At 68.9% G+C, this 22,218-nt stretch carries 23 protein-coding genes; 15 read left to right on the top strand and 8 right to left on the bottom strand.

Translation table 11 applies throughout. From position 1 onward, the window contains the following. Positions 1-120: 120 nt before the first annotated feature. The 10 genes from OHO27_RS26100 (at position 121) to OHO27_RS26055 (ending at position 5,530) form a co-directional block, all read left to right on the top strand. Positions 121-330, top strand: coding sequence for a hypothetical protein (locus OHO27_RS26100; protein WP_328427407.1), 210 nt, complete (start codon positions 121-123; stop codon positions 328-330). Further along, positions 314-847, top strand: a complete 534-nt coding sequence (locus OHO27_RS26095; RefSeq protein WP_328427406.1) for a DUF6879 family protein — start codon at positions 314-316, stop codon at positions 845-847. The genes OHO27_RS26100 and OHO27_RS26095 overlap by 17 nt, the downstream gene beginning before the upstream one ends. Further along, entirely contained in the window at positions 831-1,661 is an 831-nt protein-coding gene (locus OHO27_RS26090; protein WP_328427405.1) for a helix-turn-helix domain-containing protein, read from the top strand. Before OHO27_RS26095 ends, OHO27_RS26090 begins: the two co-directional genes overlap by 17 nt. A 438-nt stretch (positions 1,662-2,099) precedes the next feature. Continuing rightward, positions 2,100-2,324 carry a DUF397 domain-containing protein gene (locus OHO27_RS26085; RefSeq protein WP_328427404.1) on the top strand — a complete coding sequence of 75 codons (225 nt, stop codon included), beginning with the start codon at positions 2,100-2,102 and terminating at the stop codon, positions 2,322-2,324. A gap of 84 nt (positions 2,325-2,408) precedes the next feature. Continuing rightward, entirely contained in the window at positions 2,409-2,876 is a 468-nt protein-coding gene (locus tag OHO27_RS26080; RefSeq protein ID WP_328427403.1) for a hypothetical protein, read from the top strand. A 21-nt stretch (positions 2,877-2,897) separates the two neighbouring features. Then, the gene (locus tag OHO27_RS26075; protein ID WP_328427402.1) at positions 2,898-3,116 is read left to right on the top strand and encodes a hypothetical protein; all 219 of its coding nucleotides are present in this window, start codon (positions 2,898-2,900) and stop codon (positions 3,114-3,116) included. Next, positions 3,113-3,718 carry a DUF5753 domain-containing protein gene (locus OHO27_RS26070; protein ID WP_328427401.1) on the top strand — a complete coding sequence of 202 codons (606 nt, stop codon included), beginning with the start codon at positions 3,113-3,115 and terminating at the stop codon, positions 3,716-3,718. The genes OHO27_RS26075 and OHO27_RS26070 overlap by 4 nt, the downstream gene beginning before the upstream one ends. Positions 3,719-3,978: 260 nt before the next feature. After that, positions 3,979-4,221, top strand: a complete 243-nt coding sequence (locus OHO27_RS26065; RefSeq protein WP_328427400.1) for a hypothetical protein — start codon at positions 3,979-3,981, stop codon at positions 4,219-4,221. A gap of 231 nt (positions 4,222-4,452) precedes the next feature. Continuing rightward, complete coding sequence (locus tag OHO27_RS26060; RefSeq protein ID WP_443059598.1) at positions 4,453-5,247, top strand: YqeB family protein; 795 nt, start codon at positions 4,453-4,455, stop codon at positions 5,245-5,247. 85 nt (positions 5,248-5,332) lie between these two features. After that, a complete protein-coding gene (locus OHO27_RS26055) occupies positions 5,333-5,530 on the top strand; it encodes a hypothetical protein (protein ID WP_328427398.1) in 198 nt (65 codons plus the stop codon). A 69-nt stretch (positions 5,531-5,599) separates the two neighbouring features. On the opposite strand, the gene OHO27_RS26050 is transcribed toward OHO27_RS26055, so the two are convergent. Beyond that, positions 5,600-7,132 (bottom strand): hypothetical protein, encoded by a 1,533-nt coding sequence (locus tag OHO27_RS26050; RefSeq protein ID WP_328427397.1) that lies wholly within the window; start codon positions 7,130-7,132, stop codon positions 5,600-5,602. A gap of 972 nt (positions 7,133-8,104) precedes the next feature. Between OHO27_RS26050 and OHO27_RS26045 the strand changes: the two genes are divergently transcribed. Together OHO27_RS26045 and OHO27_RS26040 are read left to right on the top strand one after the other, a co-directional pair. Beyond that, on the top strand, positions 8,105-8,308 hold the full coding sequence (locus tag OHO27_RS26045) for a hypothetical protein (RefSeq protein ID WP_328427396.1): 204 nt from the start codon (positions 8,105-8,107) through the stop codon (positions 8,306-8,308). Positions 8,309-8,903: 595 nt separating this feature from the next. Continuing rightward, entirely contained in the window at positions 8,904-9,218 is a 315-nt protein-coding gene (locus OHO27_RS26040) for a hypothetical protein (protein ID WP_328427395.1), read from the top strand. 62 nt (positions 9,219-9,280) lie between these two features. On the opposite strand, the gene OHO27_RS26035 is transcribed toward OHO27_RS26040, so the two are convergent. Continuing rightward, entirely contained in the window at positions 9,281-9,640 is a 360-nt protein-coding gene (locus OHO27_RS26035) for a VOC family protein (protein ID WP_328427394.1), read from the bottom strand. 125 nt (positions 9,641-9,765) lie between these two features. On the opposite strand from OHO27_RS26035, the gene OHO27_RS26030 reads away from it, so the two are divergent. Then, on the top strand, positions 9,766-11,307 hold the full coding sequence (locus tag OHO27_RS26030) for an alginate lyase family protein (protein ID WP_443059597.1): 1,542 nt from the start codon (positions 9,766-9,768) through the stop codon (positions 11,305-11,307). Between the two features lie 2 nt (positions 11,308-11,309). Here OHO27_RS26030 and OHO27_RS26025 read toward each other — a convergent pair whose 3' ends face one another. Together OHO27_RS26025 and OHO27_RS26020 are read right to left on the bottom strand one after the other, a co-directional pair. Beyond that, positions 11,310-12,800, bottom strand: a complete 1,491-nt coding sequence (locus OHO27_RS26025) for an MFS transporter (RefSeq protein WP_328427393.1) — start codon at positions 12,798-12,800, stop codon at positions 11,310-11,312. A gap of 111 nt (positions 12,801-12,911) precedes the next feature. Further along, a complete protein-coding gene (locus tag OHO27_RS26020; protein WP_328427392.1) occupies positions 12,912-14,279 on the bottom strand; it encodes a DUF445 domain-containing protein in 1,368 nt (455 codons plus the stop codon). Positions 14,280-14,511: 232 nt separating this feature from the next. On the opposite strand from OHO27_RS26020, the gene OHO27_RS26015 reads away from it, so the two are divergent. Continuing rightward, entirely contained in the window at positions 14,512-15,849 is a 1,338-nt protein-coding gene (locus OHO27_RS26015; RefSeq protein WP_328427391.1) for an SGNH/GDSL hydrolase family protein, read from the top strand. Between the two features lie 207 nt (positions 15,850-16,056). Here the strand turns inward: OHO27_RS26015 and OHO27_RS26010 are convergent, their stop codons facing one another. From OHO27_RS26010 to OHO27_RS25995, 4 genes are all read right to left on the bottom strand, one after another. Further along, positions 16,057-16,866 carry a DUF1707 SHOCT-like domain-containing protein gene (locus tag OHO27_RS26010; protein ID WP_328427390.1) on the bottom strand — a complete coding sequence of 270 codons (810 nt, stop codon included), beginning with the start codon at positions 16,864-16,866 and terminating at the stop codon, positions 16,057-16,059. A 33-nt stretch (positions 16,867-16,899) separates the two neighbouring features. After that, the gene (locus OHO27_RS26005) at positions 16,900-17,901 is read right to left on the bottom strand and encodes an ABC transporter ATP-binding protein (protein ID WP_443059596.1); all 1,002 of its coding nucleotides are present in this window, start codon (positions 17,899-17,901) and stop codon (positions 16,900-16,902) included. A gap of 18 nt (positions 17,902-17,919) precedes the next feature. Further along, positions 17,920-18,684, bottom strand: coding sequence for an ABC transporter permease (locus OHO27_RS26000; RefSeq protein WP_328430550.1), 765 nt, complete (start codon positions 18,682-18,684; stop codon positions 17,920-17,922). 91 nt (positions 18,685-18,775) lie between these two features. Continuing rightward, positions 18,776-19,576, bottom strand: coding sequence for an ABC transporter permease (locus tag OHO27_RS25995; RefSeq protein ID WP_328430549.1), 801 nt, complete (start codon positions 19,574-19,576; stop codon positions 18,776-18,778). Between the two features lie 238 nt (positions 19,577-19,814). Here OHO27_RS25995 and OHO27_RS25990 point away from each other — a divergent pair, with 238 nt between their 5' ends. After that, on the top strand, positions 19,815-22,211 hold the full coding sequence (locus tag OHO27_RS25990) for a transglycosylase domain-containing protein (protein ID WP_328427389.1): 2,397 nt from the start codon (positions 19,815-19,817) through the stop codon (positions 22,209-22,211). Positions 22,212-22,218: the final 7 nt, after the last annotated feature.

The following is a 22,218-nucleotide window of genomic DNA, read 5'->3' as shown; positions in this document are numbered from 1 at the left end:
GTTCACAAGATCTTTTATGCCAGGTCGGGAATATTCCAGAACCTTCATGGACGAGGGGCGACGCCCTCCGTAGCGTCCTCCCAGGAGGTCGTCCAAACTGGGCGGCAAGAAGGGGGCACCATGGCGCGCGAGCATCTCACTCGACTCACCGGGACGGTCGACGGGCCCAACTGCGATGACGACGACTGTCCGAACGTCTACCGCACGGCAACCGGCTCCATCCTTGTCCAGGGGAACGTGTCAGACGCCTTCCGGGCTCCGGAGGGCGAGGTTCTGGTGGAGATCCCTGAGTCGGTGCTCAAGGAGGCAGTCCGTGCTCTTGGATGGTGACGAGTGGCGGAGGACGTTCGACGCGTACGAACGTGACGCGTGGCGATTCGAGGCGCAACCCGTCTACACCATGCCCAGGGAAGCCGAGCACATCGGCCGCTTCCTTCGCGGCGAGCAAAAGCCTGCTGACCACAATGCTCGCTGGCATGAGCGGGTACGCGGATACGTGACCTCAGGCCGCACCGTTGGGCGAGTACGAGTCGTTCGACAGCCGTTGACGGACTATCAGCGATACCAGTTCGCGTGGGGAATCCCGGGAAACACAGCCGCCGGCGAAAACATCCGGATCCTGGATGTCACGCAGGAGGACTACGGACTTCCCCTCTCGGAAACCGACTGGTGGATGTTCGACGAGACGCGCATTGTACACCTGAACTTCCGGCCAGACGGGACACAGATCGGCCGAGAAGTCTTCACGGGTGACATCTCCCCGTACCTGGAGTGGAAACGCATCGCGCTAGCTCACTCCGTTCCTTTCTCCGTGTACGTGAAAGAAATCGGTGACCTTCGAACCTGAGCAGCTGGGACAGTCGCGAACCGATCTCGCACTAACGCTTCGCGAGTTGCGCAAGCGAGCCGGTCTCACCGGAGACCGGCTCGCTGAGCGTTGCAACATGTCTCAGAGCCAGATCAGTAAGTTCGAGACCGGCAAGAGGACGCCGAGGCTTGTGGACGTCGAACGGATCCTCCGGGCCCTCGACGCACCCGCCGAAATAGCGGCGGAAATTAAGGCTCTCGCGCGTATTGCGAATACGGAATGGCAGGACAAGCGCTCTTCCTGGCGTCGCGGCATGGAGAAACGGCAGACGGAACTTACCTTCCTGGAGCGTGAGGCCACGGAGTTGCGCTACTTCCTGCCTGCCATGATTACGGGCCTGCTGGCCACGCCCGAATATGCTCGCGCCAGCCTGAGCCATACACCCGGCGACTCCTCAAAGACCGTGGCACGCAAGCTGGAGCGCCAAGCCGTTCTCTACGACACGTCAAAGTCCTTCACCTTCATCCTGACGGAGCAGGCGATACGGTGGGCGATTGTTCCGGCGCCAGCCATGGCGGTGCAGATTGACCGTCTGGCGTCGCTGTCCTATCTGCCGAATCTTCGCATCGGTGTCATTCCAATGGGAACTGTCATAGCACGCGGTCCGATGAATACGTTCACGGTCTACGATAACCGATTGGCCACCGTCGAGAACCTCACTGGGCGGATGGTTTTTCGAGATTCCCGCGATATCGCTGAACATCTCGCCGTGTTCTCCTATTTTGAACAGCACGCCCGCTTCGACGCCGAGGCAAGGGCTTTGCTGCAGGGGTGGGCGGAATCCTGCCGATGATCTTTAGTCCGCAACAGGAATGTTACTCGACCCCTCAGCACTCTCGGTGAATCATAGATTCGTCATAGAGCTGGGGAGGATTGATGGCAGGCTCACAGAAGCCTCAGGGGTACGGGCTCACGGAACTTCCTGCGGAGCCAAGAGCGGTACCGGCATGTGGCGCATGCCTCCGCATTTGCGTTCGTCGAGAGAATGCTCGCTCTAGCAGGAACTACAGTGCTGTATCCGACGCGAATGTGGACCTGCGTCGACACCAGGCAGAGAATCACTCGGTGTGAGCTCGGTATAGATTCTCAATCTCTTTACCGACCGTCCATTGGGGATGGCCTGCCCCTCTTGATCGCCATGGAATAACCCATGCCTCTCCCTCATTTACTCCCGCCGGACACGGCGGCGGCGGTCAGCCTGGCCGCAGCAGTTGAACAGGAAGGTGCAGTCATGCTGGACGGAAGCGACCTGTACGGGATCGACATCACCTGGGCATCCTTCGTGAAGGCGTGCGGAGGCCCATGCACCGAGGGGTGCGTGACTCTGGCCCGAATCGGCGACAACGCATGGGCCTTGGGTGACAGCAAGCGGCCGGACGCGGAGCCGCTGCGGTTCACGACGGCGGAGTTGAACTCGGCAGGCATTGACCCGGCGAGGTTCGGGCTGTCCGTCTGATAACTCCTGCCAGACCGGTCCTGGCTCTCGGATGGAACCAGGACCGGTTTCCGCTCGGTCTTCGACACCAGATGGGGACGACTGGTGCATCATCACGGTTTTCTGTGGTCAGGCCCGAAGGAGCGCTTCGACGATGAAGCACTACGGCGTCCACCACACCCCGATCCGCCCCCGGCCGGAAGTAGGCCGGAGTTGGTCCAGCGTTATCGCGAGGTAGCGGCAGGATTCGCGCACGCAGAGATCCCGCCGCTAGAGACGGCGTATTGGCTCGTCAAGCCGCGCTCCTTGGTTTGTGGCACCTGGGGCGAGGCCAAGGAGGCGGCGGCCTGGCTCAGCGAGCGCTTGGCGGAGTACGCGCCCCGTTTCACATCTGTGTGGGATCGCGAGAGTGCTCGTCCGATTGCCCTGGTCAACTCTGCTGTGGTGAGGTTGAATTCGGGCGCTGACGTTTCGCTTGGCTTCTACCTCGAACGCCCCTCGTTTCTGTCAATCGCAGTGGTGACGTGCTCTCCCAATCGGTCGAGACCCGATCTGGCGTGTCCCGCCAAGTAGCTGACGCAGAGGAGAGGTTCGATGGTCTTCTTCGCGGCTAATGCCCATGCTGGCCGTGCCCGCACGGTCGCTGCGTACGCCAACCTGCCCGACGAGGCATGGACAGCGTATGTCCGCCGCCGCTTCGAACTCGACGCGCTCTTCGCCAACCATGACGTCCTGCTGACCGGCCGGATTGCCCTGCCGGGGCTACGGGCAGTGTCGGCCCTGGAGAAGACAGCCAAGAGGGGGAAGCCATGACCAGTTTGATTCCGTGGCAACAGCGCCTGTCCACCGGTACGGAGGACATCCAGAACGAGGTCATCGACTGGTATCGCCGGACTCGGCACGGCAAGGCCTACGTTCCCACGATGATCTGGGGGACGTTTCAGACCGAGGCATACGCGACGGTGATCCTCCGTCAGGTCGTCGAGTTCCTCGGAGTGCCGGACGACGTTCCGGCAGGCGTGGCCAAGCGGATGGAGCGTCAGCAGGTTCTGTACGACGGTGAGCATCACTACGACGTGATCCTCGGCGAACAAGCCCTGTACACGAACGTCGGCGGGCCAGTGGTGATGCATGGGCAGATGGAGCGGCTTCTCCGCGACATCGACCTGTCCTCCCTCACCCTGGGAGTGCTTTCCGCCACCGCTGAGGTGAGCGTGGTCCCTATGCCCGGTTTCAACCTGCATGGCGATGACCGCGCCCACTATGAACTCGTGTCGACCGGGGTGAACATCACCGACCCGGACGAACTCGCCCTCCATGACAAGGCGTTCGATGCGCTGCGCAATGCCGCGTGTTATGGGGATGCGGCCAAGGAGCTGATCGACAAGGCTCTGGCTTTCTGGAGCAGCCAGTAGCCGGGGGTCGGCCGGCAGGCATCCAAGGTCGATCGGATTCGTGCGGTCCGGCGGGCACCCGGAAGGGGGCCGGAGGTGGCTGGAAGGGGGTGGCGACACCCTGATTGAGTGTCAGCCCCGATAGGCGCCACCGAAGCTGATTGGGACTCATGCCCCGTATGCCAGCTCCGATGAGCGCCGACGGGCATATCGGATTAGCCTCCAAAAAGAGCGCAATGTGGATCTTTAGGTGTGCGCTCCAATCGACCCAAGGAGGAGACATGCGCAAGCTTCAGAAGGCCGCTGTTGCGGCCGCCATGGTCGGGAGCCTCAGCTTCATAGCCACCGGCACGGCCACGGCTCAGCCTGCCTACGACGGTCATGGTTGTAAGTCTCACGACCAGAACATCAACCTCCTCAACAACATCGGGCTTGCCAACGGCTTGGCAGGCAACCTGCTGAACGGCGAGGGCTCTCCGGGCGGGCAGCACAACCACGTCGGCTCCAGCTGCGGACACCACTGATCGACAGGGATCGTGTTACGTAGCTCGCTGATATGGGTCTCGGCGCCTGGGCTTCATGCCTGGGCGCCGAGAACTGTTCGGGTACCAAAGTTGTAGGTGCCGTAGACCATCGGCTGATGGCAGGGGCCGCGGATTGCCTGCAGACTCGGCGAGGGTCGGCACGGTACCGGGCAGCGTCCGGGGGCCGGAGTGGGACCGCGTCGGAGACTGCGGGAGTGGTGGTGTGGGGGTATGAGCGGTACGGGGGAAGTTTTCGAGAAGGGCGGGCCGGCGGACGGTGGTCCTGGGCGTGATGCCGTCACGGTCGCCGAGTCCGCGTGGGTTCTTACGCTGTTCTGTGTGGCGTGCGGGGCCGGTGTCGGGTTGCTGGTCACCCTTCTGGCGAAGTGGCTCGTGACGTTGGCCTGGGCTCCGTTGCAGGGGCCGGCCAAGCTGCTGGCGTCCGTTCCGGAGCCGTGGCTCAGCGTCGGTGGCGTTGGGGTGGGGGCGCTGGTGGGGCTGGCGGTCGGGTTCGTCGCCGTGCATGAGTCGTTGGCGGTGACTGTGTCCTCCACGCGTGTCGTCCTCAGCGTCAGGGACTCTGCGCAGGAGTTCGGGCGGGATGAGATCGCCCTGGTGGTGCGGGACGGTAAGCAGCTCGTGCTGCTCGGGGCGGACGGTATGGAGATCGCTCGGGAGGAGTGCGGGGTGTCCCGGCAACGGGTCGCCGACGCCTTCGCCCAGCACGGTTACCGGTGGGCCGACGAGGATCCGCACCGGGAGGAGTTCCGGCGCTGGGTTCCGGGCATGCCCGGGCTCCCCGCGGGGGCGGACGCGCTGCTCAGGGCTCGGGCGGCTGCGCGGGAGAAGGACGAGGGCGCCGACGATGCCCGGGAGCTGCGTGGGGAGCTGCTGCGGCTCGGCGTTGTCGTACGGGACGAGAAGCGGCGGCAGTACTGGCGTATGCCTCAGACACCTCAGACACCACAGACACCTCAGACACCTCCTCAGGCACCTCAGATGCCTCAGACGCCTCAACAGTCCTGAAACGGCGACGCACCCGGGCCGCCGGGCCGCGGCACAGCGTCGGCTGGGAGGATGCGCGGACCACAGAGGAAGAAGGGGGATGAGCATGATCGTGCTCGTCTTGGTCGGCGTTCTCCTGCTCGCCGTCGCAGGGTGCGTGTGTGTCGTGTGGGCGTCACGGGGCGGCCCGCGCTGGGTGCGTGGGGTGGCCGCCGTGACCCTGGGACTGGGCGAGGTGGTGCGGGTGTTGGGGCGTTCCGGAAGTAGGTCGAGGTCCGGCTCGAACTCCAGCTCGGACGGCTGACGCCGTACGGCAGCGAGGAGAGCGCGGGCCGAGCCGACGTGGGTGATGGTCGGCGCGGCCCGCGTGACGTCAGCCGGTCGCCCTTGTCGACGTCGGGCCGGTTGTCGCCGCCTCCGCCTTGCCCTCCGTCAGGAGCCACTCGCGGTGCAGGGCACCCAGCGGGATCTTCTTCTGGAAGACGGGCGTGCCGAATATGGTCAGTTGCAGCTGGAGGGAGCCGGTGAGGTCCACGCCGCCGTAGAGGGCGTAGGCACCGGTTACCGCGCCTGTGCCGTCGGAGGAGCCCTCCGCCGATGCCTCGGCGTGTGCGCGGACGTACGGGGCCAGGTCGGCGGTGACGCCCACGGTGCCGTAGAGGCCCACGGTGGCCTCGGCGCCGAGCGCGGCCTTGACGTCGCCGGCCGCGGTGACCGTGGCCTTGACGGGCTCGCCCGTCATCTCGGACTCGCTGACCGGGGTCCAGCCCTTGGCCCAGGAGAAGGTGCCGCCGACGCGGAAGTCGCCCTTGATGTCCTGTTCGACGTCGACCGTGACCCTGCCGTCCGCGTTCACCTGGATGTAGCAGGTGAGGTCCAGGTTGACGACCACGGGGATCGGGCCGACCTGGATCACCGGGTCGGAGTGGAGCTCGGCGAAGGGGATGCGGATCGGCTGCCCGTTGGTCGAGCCGGCCGCGCGGCCCTTCAGCGACCACTTGGAGGCCCAGTCGCCGGACAGGCCCAGGAAGGCGCCGCCGGGCGAGGCACCCGTGCCGTTGCCGGAACCGTCGTACGAGAACGCGACCTCGGGCGCGAGCTGGACGAAGCCCTCCACGGACGCGGCCGCCGACGCCGGGGCGCCCTCGGCCGTGGCGACCGCCGCACCGACGTCGATACGGAGGCTGCCCAGCGGGAGTTTCGCGCCCTCGGGGCCGAAGTGGAGGTCGCCGGTCTTCGCCCAGGAGACCTTCACGCCCTTCAGGAGGGGCTCGACCTCCATGGCCGACGGGTCCACGGGGACCGTGCCCTTGGCCTTGCTCTCGCCGAGCACGGAGTTGAGCTTCGCCGGTTCCGTGTCGACCGTCGTATCGCCGTCCTCCGTGGCACCTACGACCTGCGTGACCTCGGCCAGCACGCCGTCGGGGGCGCCGGGGGCGGGAGCGCTGGCGATGAAGTCGCCGACGGATACCGGGGGTTGGGCGGAGGTGGAGGGGGAGGCGGAGGGGCTGGTCGAGGGCTTCGCCGGCGAGGTGGGCGAGGGGCTGGTGCCGGTCGACGGGGCGGCCGACGGGTCAGCCGACTGGTCGGCGGGCGGCTTCGGCACGCTCGGCGACGAGATGACGGCCCGTCCGGACTTTCTGTCGTACGAGGCGACCTTGAGGGACGACTTCTTCGCCGTGCCTCCCTCACCGCCGTCGGCGACGGCGGTGGGAGTGGCCGTACCCGACGGGGCCGATACGACGGCGAGTTGTTCCTGGACCGCGGCGGGGTCAGAGGTCTCGGCCGCCGCCCTGTTCGCCGGGTCGGTGGTGGTCGGGGAGTTGGTCGAGCAGCCCGTGATGAGCACGGCCGCGAGGGTGGCAGCCGTCAGTAAGGCATGCCGCTTGAACTTGGGTCTGTGCACGCGTGTTCCTCGGGAGCGGGGTATGGGGGTGCGCTTCAGGAGGTGACGCATGGGGAGCGGGCACGCCGATCATCCAGACGTGCCTGTACGGCCGTTGCTGCGCTGGGCGCAGACGGTGGTTACCCCCCAGTAGTCATGCATGAGCATGCCAGGGTCGCGGGGGTAGCACCCGCTTTCTTTTCCGGGGGTAGCGGTGACGTGAGTCACAGCCGACTGCTGGTCAGTTCCCGCAGTCGGCGCCGGGGTTCTGGGGGGGAGTCCGGGGTCTCGGGGGACGGCTGGGTGGGGCGGGAGTCGGGGCAGGTTTCGGGTCGACAGGAGCTGGGGTCGGTGCGGAGGCGCGGCCGGCTCCGGCGGGGTGGGGGCCGGGGGCCCGGTGAGCTCGGGGGCTCCGGGGAACTCCAGGGTTCCGGCACTCGGCGTCTCTGGAATCGGGCCCGAACTCGACCACGGCCTCAGCTCCTCGCTGGACGGGGTCTGACGGTCCTCCCCTGGCCCCCGGGCAAGGTCAGGAGGGCCCTTGGGGACCTTGGCCCACATTCCGGTGCCGGGAGGGAGCCCTGCATGCCGTGCACAAAATGTTTGTGCCGCGAAACCGGCCCGGCCTACAGTGAGTTCGCTTCGAAGAGACGTTCCCCGGGAAGCAAGCCGCAGAGCGAGAACATCCCACCTCACGAGCCACCGAGCCACGCCGAGGTGCCGAAGGGGCGGCAGTCGTCTTTGTCGACCCCTCTTTCGGAGGCCCGTTCATGAACGTCGATACGAACGTGGGCATCGGCCTGCCCGTTCGGCGGCTTCAAGCCGGCCGCCCTCGAACGCGTCGCCCGCTGGGGCAACGGCTTCCTCGCGGCTGCGGCGCCCTCCTGGGCGGGCGGCCTGTTCGGCGCCGTCCGCGGGTTCTGGAAGGAGTACGGCCGCGACGGCGAACCCCGCCTCGTCGCTCAGGTCAACTTCGCACTCGGCCCACCGCACGTGCTCGACGACGCCCGCGCTCGCATACACGCGTACTACGCCTTCACCGGCATGGCCGACCGCATGGTCGCCGGCCTCCTCAACACGCCCGCCGAGATCCGGGCCGCCCTCACCGCCTTCGCCGACCGGGGCGCCGACAAGGTCATGCTCTACTGCTACGGCCTGGACCCGGACCAGGTGGACCGCCTGGCGGACGTGCTGTGATCCCGGATCTGTGACGCCGGTGCCACCGAGCCCGCGAGACCACTGTCTGGAGGACATGTGTTCCTGGTGTACCTGATGTTCGTCGTCATCGCGGTGATCACCGCATTCGGGCTCTGCGGATACGGCGCCCGCACCCTGGCCGACCGGCGCGCACAACGCACCGGCGCCTCCGGCTTGCTGCGCGGGCTCGCGGCCCTCGCGGGCGCCGGTGCGTTGGGCATGTACGCCTGGGGGCTGCTCGCCGTCACAGGCGCGGTGATGACGGCGGAGGACGGCGGAACCGACTCGTCGCCACCTCGGTCCTGCCGCACAGAGGGCTGGTGGGAACGGGCTCAGCAGGGCGTCGAGATCGTCGACTACACGGTCACGTACGTCCCTCTCGGCTTCGTCTGTTCGACCAGCGACGGCGGGAGTTACGACAACGGCGACGTGCCCGGGTACGTCAACCCGGGCGTCCTGGTCCTCGCCCTCACCGCCGCAGGGTGCGCCATCGGCGCGGGGTACGCGTCGGAGCTGCGTGCCCGGGCCGAGTTGCGGAAGGGCGAGGCCGGTTACCTCGGTCCATCGAGGCCGGCAGCGGTTGCCGGGTGCAGTGGTGGGAGGCAGACATGGCGAAGATCCCAGCGCGGCGGTCGCCGCAGGCGGACTCGTCGGCGGCTACGGCGTCGCCCGCTGGACCAGGAAGCGGCAGCTCGGCGGCGCCGTACTGGCCGTCGCCGGGGCCGTGGCAGCGCAGCAGTGGAGTCAGCAGGCGGGCGGGAAGGCCGCGGGCGCACTGACGGCCGCGTATGTCGCCGCGTTCGCCGGTTCGCACCCGCTGGCCAAGAAGGTGGGCGCCTGGCCCGCCGTGTTCGGGGTCGCGGGAGCGGTGGCCCTGGCGTCGTGGGCGGTGGCGGACCGGCGGGGCTGAGACTCGCCGTGGCCTTGGGATCTCGCTGGGCCGTGTCCGCACTTCCCGCCTGCGGACCCGGCCTAGGCCTGGTGGCTCAGCACATTCACCACCCGCCCGTTCGGGTCCCGTACGAAGAACCGCCGTACGCCCCACTCCTCGTCCCGGAGCTCCCGTACGATCTCCGCGCCCGACGCCAGCACCTGGGCGTACACGGCGTCGACGTCCTCGACCTCCACGCTCAGGTCGGGGACGACCGGAGCGGTGCGTTCAGCGGTGAAGAAGCTGATCTGGGCGGTGGGGTTGGCGGGGGACGCCAGGGTCATCACCCAGCCCATGTTCATCACCTCCTCGAAGCCGAGCAGGCCGTAGAAGTCCCGGCTGGTCTCCATCTGTGCCTCGGACCCGACCTGGAAGTCGGGCATGATCCTGCGGATCGTCATGGGATGCGGCTCCTGATCGTCGGCCGGGGTTGTCGGTGGGCCGCGACACCGGCGGCCGGAGTTTCTGTTATCCCCGGCAGTGTCTCCCCGTCTCCTCACCGTCCCCAGCCCCAGGCACGCGAGGAATGAGCCACGTGACACGACAGATCAGCCGCCGGAGCATGCTCAAGGCCACGGGTGCGACCGCCGGAGCCGTCGGGGCCGCAACGGGCGCCGGAATCGGCATCGGTATCGGTACGACCACTCTCGCGTCCCCGGCAGCCGCCGCCGGCGCCTCGTTCGCGCACCCCGGCCTCCTGCACACCCGCGCCGACCTGGACCGGATGGCCGCCAAGGTGAAGGCCGGCGCCGCTGTCCACACGGCCGGGTTCGCCAAGCTGACCGCCAACCGGCACGCACAGAGCGGCTGGACGGCCAACCCGCAGGCGACCGTGGTCCGGGGAGGCGCCGGCCAGAACTACGCGATCCTCTACAACGACATCCACGCCGCTTACCAGAACGCCCTGCGCGGCCACGTCAGCGGCGACAGCGCGCACCTCGACACCGCCGTGGCGATCCTCAACGCCTGGTCGGCCGAGCTGACCGGCCTCGGCGGCAACGCCGACCGCTTCCTGGCCGCCGGCCTGTACGGGTACCAGATAGCCAACGCCGCCGAACTCGTCCGCGACCACCCCGACTTCGAGCTCGGCCGGTTCCAGGAGATGCTGACCACGGTCTTCGCGCCGCTCAGCGACAGCTTCCTGGCCGAGCACAACGGCGCCGTCGTCTCCAACTACTGGACCAACTGGGACCTCACCGCCATGTGCTGCGTCCTGGCGACCGGCATCCTCTGCGACGACAAGGCCCAGGTCGCCCGCGCCGTCGAGTACTTCAAGCAGGGCGAGGGACTCGGCTCGATCCGCAACGCCATTCCCGTCGTGCGCGACGACGGCCTCGCCGAGTGGCTGGAGGCCGGCCGCGACCAGGGGCACGCCCTGCTCGGCGTCGGCCTGATGGGCACCTTCTGCGAGATGGCCTGGAACCAGGGCATCGACCTGTACGGCTACGACGACAGCCGCTTCCTCAAGGGCGCCCAGTACGTGGCCAAGTGGGCGATGGGCGGGGAGGTGCCCTTCACCACGAACACCCGCAGGAAGGGCGCGATCAACGGCTGGTCGGGGTCGGAGACCGTGACCGAGGCCGCGCCCGTGGACCCGGCGATGACCCGCCCCATCTGGGCGATGATCGCCAACCACTACACCAAGCGCCGGGGCCTGCCGGCGTCGTACCTCACCCGCATCGCCGCGAAGGCATCGCCGGAGGGCGGCGGCGGGGACTACGGGCCCAACAGCGGCGGATACGACCAACTGGGTTTCGGCACGCTGGCGTTCACGCGGGACCGGGCGACCGGGACAGGCACGGGCGGTGCGCCCGGTCCGGCGGCTTCGGGGGAGGCGTCCCCGGCAGCCGGGGCTGGGGCAGGGGCAGGGGCGGGGTCGGACGCCCGGCCTCAGACGGGGGCCACGGCATCGCCCTCCGCGTCCGTCGCCCCCTCCACCAGCGGCGACCTCGCCGCCACCGGCTCCAACGACGTCCTCGGCTGGACCGCCGCCACCGGCGTCACCGCCCTCGCCGGCGGCCTGCTCCTCCTGCGGCGCCGGGAACGGGTCCGGCGCGCATCCCAGTAGGGCTACGCCCCTTGTCCCACCTCGCCCGCCCGAGCCGGCTTCGTCACCGCCGTGAGCGGGCGGGCGATGTCCTCCAGCGACCGGCGTTCCGCGCGGACCGCGAGGAACGCCGCCACCAGGCCGGCCAGGCACATCAGGGCCGCGCCGATCTGGAAGGCGAGGACCGTGTCGCCGACCTTGCCCGTCTCGGTGAGGTTGGCGAAGAGCAGGGGGCCGCTGATACCGCCGGCGGCGGTGCCGAGGGCGTAGAAGAAGGCGATGGACATCGCGCGGGTCTCCATCGGGAAGACCTCGGAGACCGTGAGGTAGGCGCTCGACGCGCCGGCCGACGCGAAGAACAGGACCGCGCACCAGCAGGCCGTCAGCGTGCTCGCGCTGAGCGTGCCCTGGTCGAACAGCCAGGCCGTACCGAACAACAGGATGCCCGAGAGCAGGTACGTCGACGAGATCATGATGCGGCGGCCGACCGTGTCGAACAGCCTGCCCAGCAGCAGCGGGCCCATGAAGTTGCCGACCGCGATGACCGCGAAGTAGTAGCCGGTGCTGCCGCTCGGGACGTCGTAGAACGTGGTCAGGATCGCGCCGAAGCCGAAGGTGATGGCGTTGTAGAGGAACGCCTGGCCGATGAACAGGGAGAAACCGAGGATCGCCCGCCTGCGGTACTTCGAGAAGACCGTGCGGCCGATCTCCACGAACGTCACGCTGCGGCGCTGACGGATGGTGAGCTCACCCTCGGCGGGCGGCAGCGGCTCGCCCCGCTCGGCCTCCACCCGTTCCTCGATGGAGGACACGATCCGTTCCGCCTCGTCGTCGCGACCGTGGATCAGCAGCCAGCGTGGGCTCTCCGGGACGTGCCGCCGGACGAGGAGGATCACCAGGGCGAGGACGGCGCCGAGCGCGAACGTCAGCCGCCAGCCGACGTCCGCCGGGAAGATCGCCGTGTCCAGCGCGACGATCGACAGCAGCGAGCCGCCGACCGCGCCCAGCCAGAAGCTACCGTTGATCATCAGGTCGACGCGGCCGCGGTACTGCGCCGGGATCAGCTCGTCGATCGCGGAGTTGATCGCCGCGTACTCGCCGCCGATGCCGAAGCCGGTCAGGAAGCGGAACAGGAAGAACCACCAGGTGTGGAAGGAGAGCGCGGTCAGGGCCGTCGCCGCCAGGTAGACCGCCAGCGTGATCATGAACAGCTTCTTGCGGCCCCACCGGTCCGTCAGGCGGCCCCAGAACAGGGCACCAAGGCACGCACCGGCCACGTACAGCGCGGCGGCCAGGCCGGTGACCTGGCCGGAAGTGATCGGCAGTCCGCTGCCGGGCTCGGAGAGGCGCGGCGCGATGTTGCCGACGACCGTGACCTCCAGCCCGTCCAGGGTCCACACGGTGCCGAGACCGATCACGATCGTCCAGTGCCAGCGTGACCACGGGAGGCGGTCCAGGCGTGCGGGGATGTCGGTCGTGACGGTACGGCCGGTCTCGGCTTCTGCGGTGGTCATGGGCTCCCTCCCCATCGAGCGGAAACCCGTGCCGAGTGCCCTGAAGAGGGCGGTCCTACGCCACCCGGACGCTGGGGCGGTTCTGCGCCCCCGGTGTCTGTGGGTGCGCTGCTAGGCCCCCAGCGCCCGCGACACCGTGTAGATCACCAGGCCGGCGAGCGAGCCGACCACCGTGCCGTTGATCCGGATGAACTGCAGATCGCGTCCGATGTGCGCCTCGATCTTCTTCGTCGTGTGCTCGGCGTCCCAGCCCGCCACGGTGTCCGTGATCAGGGAGGTGATCTCCTTGCGGTAGGTGGTGACGACGTACACGGCGGCGCCCTCCACCCAGCCGTCGACCTTGGCCTGCAGCCGCGGCTCGACCGCCATCCGCGCGCCCAGCGACAGCAGCGAGGCGCGCACGCGCAGGCGCAGCTCGCTGCGCTCGTCCTCGGCCGCCGAGACGATCATCGAGCGTACGGCGGTCCACGCCGACGCGATCAGGTCCTGGACCTCGCCGCGTCCCAGCACCTCGCCCTTGAGCCGCTCGACACGCGCGCGGGTGTCCGTGTCGGACTGGAGGTCGGAGGCGAAGTCGGTGAGGAAGCGGTCGAGGGCGCCGCGGGCCGGGTGGGAGGGCATGTCGCGCATCTCGGTGATGAAGCGGAGCAGCTCCTTGTAGACGCGCTCGCCGACCCTCTTGTCGACGAACTTCGGGGTCCAGCCGGGGGCGCCGCCCTGGACCGCGTTCATGATCTCCTCGTCGTGCAGGATCAACCAGTGCTGGGCCCGCGCGACGATCAGGTCGACGGCCCGCTTGTGGCCGCCGTCCGCGACGATCTTGTCCAGCATCTTCCCTATGCCGGGCGCGATCTCCTGGGCGTCGGCCCGACGGGTGATCGCCTCCCCCACCACCGCCTGGACGTCCGAGTCGCGCATGACGGCCAGGGCGCCTCTGAGCGCCGCCGACAGCTCGGCCGTCACGCGGTCCGCGTGCTCCGGGTCCGCCAGCCACGCCCCCAGCCGATTGCCGATGCCGACCGCGCGCAGGCGCTGGCGTACGACGTCCTCGGAGAGGAAGTTCTCCCCGACGAACTCGCCCAGTGAGACCCCCAGCTGGTCCTTCTTGTTGGGGATGATCGCGGTGTGCGGGATGGGGATGCCCAGCGGGTACCGGAACAGGGCGGTGACCGCGAACCAGTCGGCGAGCGCGCCGACCATGCCGGCCTCGGCGGCCGCCGCGACATAGTCCGCCCACTCTCCGGCGCCCTGGTGGGACGCCACCTTGGCGAGGACGTACACCAGTGCCACGAACAGCAGCAGTCCGGTCGCGGTGAGCTTCATCCGCCGTACGCCGCGCTGCTTCTCCTGGTCGGCGGCGGTGAACGTCGTCATCGCACGTACGGCCGATGCGGGGACGCGCCGGTTACCGGCAGCGCCCGGCCGGGCATGCTGCTCTACGTCACGCGTTCCCGTTTCTTCCGGATTCGTACGTTCCATTCCGCTCCACCCGTCCAGGATCCCCCGTACTCATTGTCCCTACCTGACCGACTCCTGGAACGAAACAAGAGTTCCCGGCGTCTGTTCGGTGGGGGGAGGTCGATGACGAACTCCGGATGAACGCCGGCGGCCCAATGGGGGGTCCGTGCAACTCCCCTCCGCCTTATGACGCATCATGAGGTGATCACATCGGAGCCTCGGGCTCCCATCCGCCCGAGGAGACACGCACCGCATGACCAGGCGTAACGGTTATGCCTTGCTCGCCGCGATCGTCACCCTGATCGTCACGCTTTCCGCGGCCATATACGTCGGAGTCGCCTCCGACGACGGCAGCGCCACCAGCAAGAGCACCCCCACCAACGAAGGCGCCCACCGGGGCCCCGCCGCCCCGGCCTCCACCGGCATCTGGGTCGGCGCCTGGTCGACCTCCCCGGTCGGCTCCGAGCCCGGCACCGAGATAGAGGGTCTCGCGGGCCGCTCGGTGCGCAACGTCGTGCACACCAGCGTCGGCGGTACGAGTGCCCGGATCACGCTGTCCAACCTCTACGGCCAGTCCGCGCTGACCATCGCGCACGCGTCCGTCGCCGTGGCCGCCGGCACCGGGACCGCTGCGGCGATCGTGGACACCATGCGCAGGCTGACCTTCGGCGGGAACACCACGGTCGTCATCCCGCCGGGGCAGCAGGTGCTGAGCGACGCCGTACGACTCGCCGTCCCGGCGGACACCGACATCCTTGTCACCACCTACTCCCCCACCCCGTCCGGCCCGGTCACCTACCACCCGCACGCGCGCCAGATCAGCTACGTCGCCGAGGGCGACGTCACCGAGGACGCGACCGGCGTGGCCTACACCGGACAGGTCGGTTCCTGGCGCTACCTGACCGCACTGGACGTCCTCAGCAACGAGTCCCACGGCACCGTCGTGGTCTTCGGCGACTCGCTGACCGACGGCATCACGTCCACCGAGAACGCCAACCGGCGCTGGACGGACACCCTCTCGCGCCGGCTGCGCGCGGCGATCACGGCCCGCCAGGACGTGCCGCGCTACAGCGTCGTCAACCAGGGCATCAGCGGCAACCAGATCCTCGTCAGCGGTACCGGGCGCCCCGCGAACAACGAGGCCGGCCTCACCCGCTTCGGCCGCGACGTCCTCGCCCGTACGAACGTCAAGGTCGTCGTCATCGACCTCGGCGTCAACGACATCCTGCGCAACCCCCGGCTCGCCGACCCCGACCGCATCCTCGACGGCCTGCGCGCCCTGGTCCGCCAGGCCCACGCCCGCGGCATCAAGGTCGTCGGCGCCACCCTGATGCCATTCCAGGGCCACCGCGGCTACACCGACGCCCGCGAGAACGTACGCCAGCAGATCAACGCCGAGATCCGCAGCGGCCGGATCTTCGACGCGGTAGCCGACTTCGACGAGGCCCTGCGGGACCCGTACAACCCCCGCAAGTTCCGCCCCGACTACGACTCCGGCGACCACCTCCACCCCAGCGACAAGGGCTACGACCGCATGGGAGAAGCCTTCAACCTGGAGGACTTGAGGGGCGCAGCTCCGGCCAAGCTGTAGTCCCGAGCCGCCGGGCCCGCTCGCCGCCTGCGACCACCGCATCGCCCGGCCCGGCCGGCCCGCCACAGCAGCCGGCCCACCCAGCCTGCGGACAGCCGTGCCGCCGGGGCGGCTCCCGTCCCGACGAAGGGCTTCACCTCGCCGGCGCGGGCGGGCCTCCCGCCCACGCCTCAGCCCTCGCGCCGGGCGCCCCGCAGCCGACGGCGCTCAGTCCTCGTCCCGCTCCCGCGACCGTGCTCCGCGGTCACCATGCGCGTGCCGCCACATGTCCCGGTGGTCCTCAAGCATCTCGCGATGCGCTTCGTACTGCCCGTCCCGGATCGACTCCCGCAGCTCCCGCTGCTGTTCCCGTCGCGCCAGCTTCTCCCGCCGGCGCTCCTCGCGGAGCTCCTGGCGCTGTTCCCGCGTGCGCTTGCGCTCGACCCCCACGCCGCCCCAGAAGGCGAACCCGGTCACGATCACGCGAGGGGCGCCCGGATCGCCCGGCACGCCCTCCTCCCGTTGGTCGAACCCGCCCATGATCCCGACCCCCCGCACCACGACCTCGACCCCGGGCGGCACGGTCACCTGCATCCCGCCCATGATCGCGACGCAGTTGATCACGACCTCCCGGTCCGCGAAGTCGGCCTCGCGCAGATCGATCTCCCCGCCGCCCCAGAAGGCGAAGCAGTTGAACCGCCGGGGCACGGTCCAGCGCCCCTTGCGCTGGAATCCCGACATCACGGCGACACCCGCCGTCGACGACCCCTCGCCGCCGACGATCCGGTCCGCCCAACTCCGGTCCGATCCCTCGGGCTTCTTCACCATGTCGACCTTGGGAACGGCCACCGTACCGACGGGCAGATCCCGCGTCAGCGGCGCCAGTTCCCCGTACGTACGAGCCCTGAACGTGGCGTCCAGGCGTTCCTCGAACTCCTCCATGTCGAGACGCCCCTCCGCAACGGCGTCCCGCAGGACCTCGGCGACTCGTTCACGATCTGCGTCGGAGGCACGGAGCTCCGGGACGTCGTCGGTCATGTACAGCAGCCTACGAGCAACCCCGGCCAGGGGCTACGAGATCGCCCGCTCAGCCTGTTCCGCGTACATCTTCGCGATGACCGCCTCGATGTCCGGCTCCCGCACCGACAGATCCAGCAACGGATACTCCGCCGCGATCGCCGCCACCAGCACCGCCGCCGACTCGGCCGCCGGGAACGCCAGCCACTGCCGTGGCCCCTCCACCTTCACCACCCGCGCGGGCGGCGCCTCGATCGGCGGCAGCTCCCGCTCCAGGTCGACGACCAGCGTGCGCTCGCTCTCCCCCACCTCGTGCAGCCCGGCGAGCGGGCCGTCGTACATCATCCGCCCGTGGTCGATGACCATCACCCGCGAGCACAACTGCTCGATGTCCTGAAGATCGTGCGTGGTCAGCAGCACCGTCGTGCCGCGCTCCCCGTTCAACTCCCGCAGAAACTCCCTGACCCTCGCCTTCGAGATCACGTCGAGTCCGATCGTCGGCTCGTCCAGGTACACCACCTCGGGATCGTGCAGCAGCGCCGCCGCGATGTCGCCGCGCATCCGCTGCCCGAGGGAGAGCTGACGCACCGGGACGTCCAACAGCGCACCCAGATCGAGCAGTTCGACGAGCCGGTCGAGGTTCTCCCGGTAACGGCCGTCCGGGATGCGGTACATGCGGTGCATCAGCTTGTACGAGTCGATCAGCGGCAGGTCCCACCACAGCGTCGTGCGCTGCCCGAACACCACTCCGATCCGGTGCGCGAGCCGCATCCGCTCGCGGGACGGGTCGATCCCGGCGACGCGGATCCGGCCCCCGCTCGGGGTCAGGATGCCGGTCAGCATCTTGATCGTCGTCGACTTGCCAGCGCCGTTCGGCCCGATGTAGCCCACCATCTCGCCGCGCGCCACGCGGAAGGAGATCGAGTCGACGGCCCGTACCCGGCGCCGCTCCCGCTTCAGGAAACCGGTCTTCCTGCGTACGTCGAAGACCTTCTCGACGCCGTCGAGTTCGATGAACGCGTCCGCCGTTCCGTCCATGGCCCTCAGGTCGTCCATGTCATCCACCGCTGCCCCCTAGCTCCCCGTACTCCGATACGACCGCAGCCCGGCCCGCCACGCCAGACCGGCCAGTGCACAGCACACCGCCGCCACCAACGGCGACGCGAAGGCCGCCCAGGGGGGCAGGCCGAGCGGATACGGGCGCTCCAGCACATAGGAGGCCGGCACCCAGTTGACGAAGGCGAGCGGCAGCACGAACGTCACCCCGCGCAGGAAGTCCTTCCCGAACACGGTCGGCGGGTACTGCAACAGCGTGGTGCCGCCGTACGTGAACGCGTTCTGCACCTCGGCGGCGTCCTGCGCCAGGAACTGGAAGGCCGCGCCCGCCACGAATACGGCGCAGAAGATCACCCCGCCGCAGACCAGCATCACCGGCACCAGCAGCACCTTCGCCGCCGTCCAGTCCACGTCGACGGCCGGCAGCGCCCAGCCCAGCACCAGCACGCCCTGGGTGATCCGGCCGAGGCGGCGCAGCGCGAAGTGGTCCGCGGCGACCTGGGCCAGCACCGGCACGGGCCGCACGAGCAGCGTGTCGAACGAGCCGTCGCGCATCCGGCCCCCGAGGACGTCCATCGAGCCGAAGGTCAGGTCGGCGATCCCGAACGCCGTGGCGGACAGCCCGTACAGGAAGGCGACCTCGGGCAGCGACCAGCCGCCCAGCGACTCGACCTGAGAGAACATCAGCAGGATCGCCACGAAGTCCAGGCCCGTCACCAGCAGGTTGCCGAAGACCGTGACGACGAAGGAGGCGCGGTAGGCCATGGTGGACCGGATCCACATCCCGGCGATCAGCCGGTAGGCCCGCAGCCCCTCACCGGCCCGGGACACTGAGCCGTCACGGGCCCGGGACGCCCTGGTGACCCCGGAGATCTCACCCACCCTGCACCACCACCCGCCGCGTGGCCGCCGACTGCACCAGCCGCCCGGCCGCCAGCAGCACCACCGCCCACGCCGCCTGGAAGGCGTACGCCCGCAGCGGGTCGGTCTCCCCCATCAGCACGTCCGCCGGCATCTGCAGCTGCGCCGCCCACGGCAGCACCCGCACGATCTCGCCGAGGACGCCCGGGAAGGCGTTCAGCGGCAGCACCATGCCCGAGAAGAAGATCCCCGTGATCATCAGGGCCTGGTTGACGCCCATGCCGTCCATCAGCCAGAACACGCTCAGGGCCGCCAGATAGCGGATCGCGAAGCTGACGAGCGTCGCGAGCAGAAGTGTGACCGTGAAGGCAGCCCAACGGGTGACGTCCGTCGGCAGTGCCATCGGGAAGAAGAGCGCGCCGAACGCGAACGGAATCACGCCCCGCCCGAGCATCTGGAACAGCGCCCGCCCCACGTCGCCCGCCAGCCACCACAGCTGGAGATCGGCCGGCCGGTACAGGTCGACGGCGATCTCACCGGTGCGGATGCGCTGCATCAAATCCTTCTCGGCGCCGCCGCCCTGGATGGCAAGCGTCGCGTACAGGCACTGGCCCAACCACACATAGGTGACGGCCTGGGTCTGGTCGTAGCCGCCGAGATGCGGCTTCTCGTCCCACAGCGCCAGATAGGTGTAGACGAGGATCACGCCGAAGACCGTGTTCGTGAACACCCCGGCCGCCGTCGCCGCCCGATAGGTCGCGTACCTTCTGAACCCGCCCGCCGCGACGGCTAAGTACAACCGCCCCGATCCCACATCCACAGCCCTCCTCGCCCGCGCCCGGCACCGAAGCGCAGGATCCTAGTGCGCGCGCGGCCGGGGCTGCCAGCCAATTTCCGGGCCGCGCCCGGCGCGAGAGTCTGCTCACTTTCCGCAGACACGCGCCGGTTTCCGGGAACGGAACGCCCGGTGCGAGAGTCTTCAGCAATGGGGGCGCATCAGGCGTACGAGGCGTACCGGAACGTACGACGCGAAACAGGAGTCCGTGCACGAGATGAGTGACGAGCCGCAGCCGCAGGGCCAGTCCCAGCAGCCGAACGAGAAGCCCGCGCGGCCGAAGAGGACGGGCTGGCGGCGGGTCATCCCGACCTGGCGGACAGTGCTCGGCACCTTCGTCATCGGCACGCTGCTGCTGTTCGGGCTGTTCTTCCTGGGGTATTCCCTGGTCAAGATCCCGCCGGCCAACGCGCTCGCGACCAAGCAGGCCAACGTGTACATGTACGCGGACGGATCGGTGATCGCCCGCGACGGCCAGGTCAACCGGGAGAACGTCACCCTGGCGCAGATGTCCAAGGACGCCCAGCACGCGATCCTGGCCGCCGAGGACCGCGACTTCTACACCGAGTCCGCGATCGACCCCAAGGCGATGCTGCGCGCCGGCTGGAACACGGCGACCGGCAAGGGCAAGCAGTCCGGCTCCACGATCACCCAGCAGTACGTGAAGAACTACTACCTGCGCCAGGAGCAGACCGTCACCCGCAAGGTGAAGGAGTTCTTCATCTCGATCAAGCTCGACCGCGAGAAGACCAAGAACGAGATCCTCGAGGGCTACCTCAACACCAGCTTCTTCGGCCGCAACGCCTACGGCATCCAGGCCGCCGCCCAGGCCTACTACGGCATGGACGCCAAGGACCTCGACCCGGGCCGCGCCGCCTACCTGGCCGCGCTGGTCAACGCGCCCAGCGAGTACGACGTCGTCGCGCACCCGGAGAACAAGTCCGCGGCCCTGGCCCGCTGGAACTACGTCCTGGACGGCATGGTCACCAAGGGCTGGCTCAACGAGTCCGAGCGAGCGGGCATCAAGTTCCCGATGCCGAAGGAGGCGGCCGCCTCCACCAGCCTGTCCGGGCAGCGCGGTTACATCGTGCAGATCGTCAAGGACTATCTGACCCAGAACAAGATCGTCAGTGCGGAGGAGCTGCAGGCGGGCGGCTACCGCGTCACGACCACCCTCCAGAAGAACCGGCAGGACGCCTTCGTCGAGGCCGTCAACGACAAGCTGATGTCGAAGCTGGACAAGAAGAACAACAAGGTCGACAACTACGTCCGCGCGGGCGGCGCCTCCGTCGACCCGAAGACCGGCAAGGTCGTCGCGATGTACAACGGCATCGACTACGTCAAGCAGTACACCCCGAACGCCACCCGCCGGGACTTCCAGGTCGGCTCCACCTTCAAGCCGTTCGTGTTCACCTCGGCCGTGGAGAACGGCTCGACGACGCAGGACAACCGCCCGATCACCCCGAACACCATCTACGACGGCACCAACAAGCGCCCGGTGCAGGGCTGGACGGGCAGCTACGACCCCGCGAACGAGGACGACGTCTCCTACGGCGACATCAGCGTCCGCGAGGCCACCGACAAGTCCGTCAACTCCGTGTACGCGCAGATGGCCGTCGACGTGGGCCCCGAGAAGGTGAAGGACACCGCGGTCGAGCTCGGCCTGCCCGCGGGGACCCCCGACCTCCAGCCGTACCCGTCGATCGCGCTCGGTACCGCCACCGCCAGCGTCCTCGACATGGCGGAGGCCTACGCGACGCTCGCCAACCACGGCAAGCACGGCACGTACACCATGATCGAGAAGGTCACCAAGGACGGCGCCGACGTCATCGACCTGCCGGAGCGCAAGACCTCCCAGGTCGTCAGCCGCGAGGCCGCCGACACCACGACGTCCGTCCTGCAGAGCGTCGTCGACAACGGCACCGCCACCGCAGCGCAGGCCGCCGGCCGACCGGCCGCGGGCAAGACCGGCACCGCGGAGGAGGACACCGCGGCCTGGTTCGCCGGGTACACCCCCGACCTCGCCACCGTCGTCGCCGTCATGGGCCAGGACCCGGTCACGGCCAAGCACAAGTCGCTGTACGGCGCGATGGGCCTGGACCGCATCAACGGCGGCGGGGCGCCCACCGAGATCTGGGCCCAGTACACCGAGGACGCGCTGAAGGGGAAGCCGGTCAGCGACTTCGACCTGGAGCTCCAGGAGGGCTCGGACGTGCCCCAGTACCCGACGACCGACCCGACCCCGGGCGACGAGGGCACCGGCGGCCAGGACGACGGCGGCACCACCGGGGAGCCGACCACCGGCGGCCAGGACACCGAGGGCCAGACCGGCGGTGAGACGCCGGGGCAGACGGACGGCGGCACCACGGGCGACACGACCGGCGGCACCACCGACGGCGGCACGACGGACGGCGGCACCACAGGCGGAACCGACACCGGCGGCACCACCGACGGCGGCACGACGGACGGCGGCACCACAGGCGGAACCGACACCGGCGGCACCACCGACGGCGGCACGACGGACGGCGGCACCACAGGCGGAACCGACACCGGCGGAGGCGGAGGGACGTCCGGAAACACGGCCGGGACGCTGAGCACGCCCCGCCGGCAGTGAGGGTCGA

The organism is Streptomyces sp. NBC_00443 (assembly GCF_036014175.1).
GTDB lineage: Bacteria > Actinomycetota > Actinomycetes > Streptomycetales > Streptomycetaceae > Streptomyces.
Note: the sequence above shows the minus strand (reverse complement) of the source record. Positions and strands in the feature narration are given on the sequence as shown.